The organism is Streptomyces sp. NPDC006294, from assembly GCF_042870895.1.
Classification (GTDB): domain Bacteria; phylum Actinomycetota; class Actinomycetes; order Streptomycetales; family Streptomycetaceae; genus Streptomyces.
In genome coordinates this window covers 1-2,417 of record NZ_JBIAHV010000041.1, presented here as the reverse complement: position 1 = coordinate 2,417, position 2,417 = coordinate 1, and the positions used below count along the sequence as shown (strand labels likewise).

At 72.6% G+C, this 2,417-nt stretch carries 1 protein-coding gene; it reads right to left on the bottom strand.

The annotated features are described in order from the left end of the window. Nucleotides 1-2,417 (bottom strand): condensation domain-containing protein (locus ACFYOP_RS33700; protein WP_356899681.1); only part of this gene is annotated, 2,417 nt, incomplete at both ends.

The window sequence follows — 2,417 nt, the reverse complement described above, 5'->3', positions numbered from 1 at the left end:
GTGGACGTGAACAGCCGCACCACGTTGGAGTGCGGGACGACGACGCCCTTCGGCCGGCCCGTGGAACCGGAGGTGTAGATGACGTACGCCGGGTGCGCGGGCGACAGAGTGACCGCCGGATCCGTGTCGTCCGCGGCCGCCAGTTCGGCCGCCACCGACTTCTCGTCCAGCACCAGCCACGGCACGCCGCCCGACTCCACCGCCGAGAGGTCCACCGAACTCGTCGTCGCCACCAGCACCGGTGAGGCGTCCGCGACCATGTAGCTGAGCCGGTCCGCCGGATAGTCCGGGTCCATCGGCACATACGCCGCACCCGACTTGACCACCGCCAGCAGACCCACGATCAGGTCCACGCCGCGCGGCAGCGCCAGCCCGACGAACTGCTCCGGACCCACCCCGCGCGACAGCAGCACCCGCGCGAGCCGGTTCGCCCGCGCGTTCAGCTCGCCGTACGTCAGGGACTCGTCGCCGAAGGACAGCGCCACGGCGTCCGGGTCCTGGGCGACCCGGTCCTCGAACACCTTCACCAGCGTCAGGTCCGACGCGGGGTCCGGCAGGCTCTCGGGGGCCGCCAGTGCCCTCTCCCACTCGGCGCTCTCCAGGACGTCGATCTCGTCCAGGGTGAGCGCTGGGTTCTCGGCCCACTGCGTCAGCAGCCGGCCGAGGCGTCCGGCGAGCAGCTCGACGGTCTCCCGGTCGAAGAGCTCGGTGGCGAACTCGATACCGCCGCCGATCCCGTCCGCCGTGCCGTCGGACGCGTGCCGTTCGGTGAGGCTCAGCGACAGGTCGTACTTCGCGACCGTGTGCTCGATCTGCTGGGCGCCGAAGTCGAGGCCCGGCAGAGCGAGCCCGGGCTCGACCGCGGCCGTGTTGTGGAAGGTCAGGTTGACCTGGAACAGCGGGTGACGGGCCGTGGAGCGCTCGGGGTTGAGGACCTCCACCAGCCGCTCGAACGGCACGTCCTGGTTGGCGTACGCCGCCAGGTCGGTCTCCCGGACCCTCGCCAGCAGTTCGGGGAAGGTGGGGGAACCGGAGGCGTCCGTGCGCAGGACCAGGGTGTTGACGAAGAACCCGACCAGGTCGTCGAGCGCCGCGTCCGTGCGCCCGGCCACCGGCGTGCCGATCGGGATGTCCGTCCCGGAGCCGGTCTTGCGCAGCAGCGCCGCGAGCGCCGCCTGCATGACCATGAACATGCTGGTGCGGTTCTCCCGGGCCAGTCCGGCCAGCCGGTCGTGCACCGCGGCGTCCACGTCGAAGGGGACGACGTCACCTCGGTTGCTCGCCCGCTTGGGGCGCTGCCGGTCGAGCGGCAGCGGCAGCTCCTCGGGAAGTCCGGCCAGGGTGTCCTGCCAGTACTGCAGCTGGCGGGAGATCGGGCTGTCCTGGTCGTCCTCGTCGCCGAGCACCGCCTGCTGCCACAGCGTGTAGTCGGCGTACTGCACCGGCAGCGGCTCCCAGTGCGGCGCGTGCCCGGCGCGGCGTGCGGCATAGGCCTGGGACAGGTCGCGCGCCAGCGGGGCGAGCGACCAGCCGTCGGCCGCGATGTGGTGCACCACGAACAGCAGTACGTGGCGGTCGGCGGCGACCTCGAACAGCGTCGCGCGCAGCGGCAGTTCGGCCGACAGGTCGAAGGCGTAGCCGGCCGCGGCGGAGAGCGCCCCGGGCAGTTCCGCCTCGGCGACGGCGATCACGGGGAGCGCGGGCGCCGCCGCCTCGGGGGCGAGGACCTGCTGCCTCGCCCTGCCGTCGGTCTCCGGGAAGAGGGTCCGCAGTGCCTCGTGCCGGCCGGCCAGGTCGGTCAGGGCGGCGGCGAGCGCCGCCCGGTCGAGGTCGCCGTCCAGCCGGAGGGCCAGCGGGATGTAGTAGGTCGCGTTGGCGCCCTCGAAGCGGTTCAGGAACCACAGCCGGCGCTGCGCGAAGGACAGCGGGACGGCTTCGGGCCGCTCGACGGGCTTCAGCGCGGTACGGGCGCCGGCGGCGGTGTCGATCAGTCCGGCGAGCGCGGCGACCGTCGGCGACTCGAACAGGGCGCGTACGGGCAGTTCGACGTCGAAGGCGGTACGGACGAGGCTCACCAGCCGGGTCGCCATGAGCGAGTGACCGCCGAGGTCGAAGAAGCTGTCGTCGACGCCGGTCACCGGGGTGCCGAGCACCTGGGTGAACAGATCGCACAGGATCTCCTCGTGCGGCGTACCCGGCGCACGACCACCGGCCGAGGACCCGTACTCCGGCGCAGGCAGCGCACGCCGGTCCAGCTTCCCGTTCACCGTCACCGGCAGCCGGTCCAGCACCACCACGGCCGCCGGAACCATATAGTCCGGCAGCACCCCGGCGATGTGCGCCCGCAGCTCCGACCCGGTCAGCTCGACGCCGACCGCGTAGGCGACCAGCCGCTTGTCACCGGGACGGTCCTCACG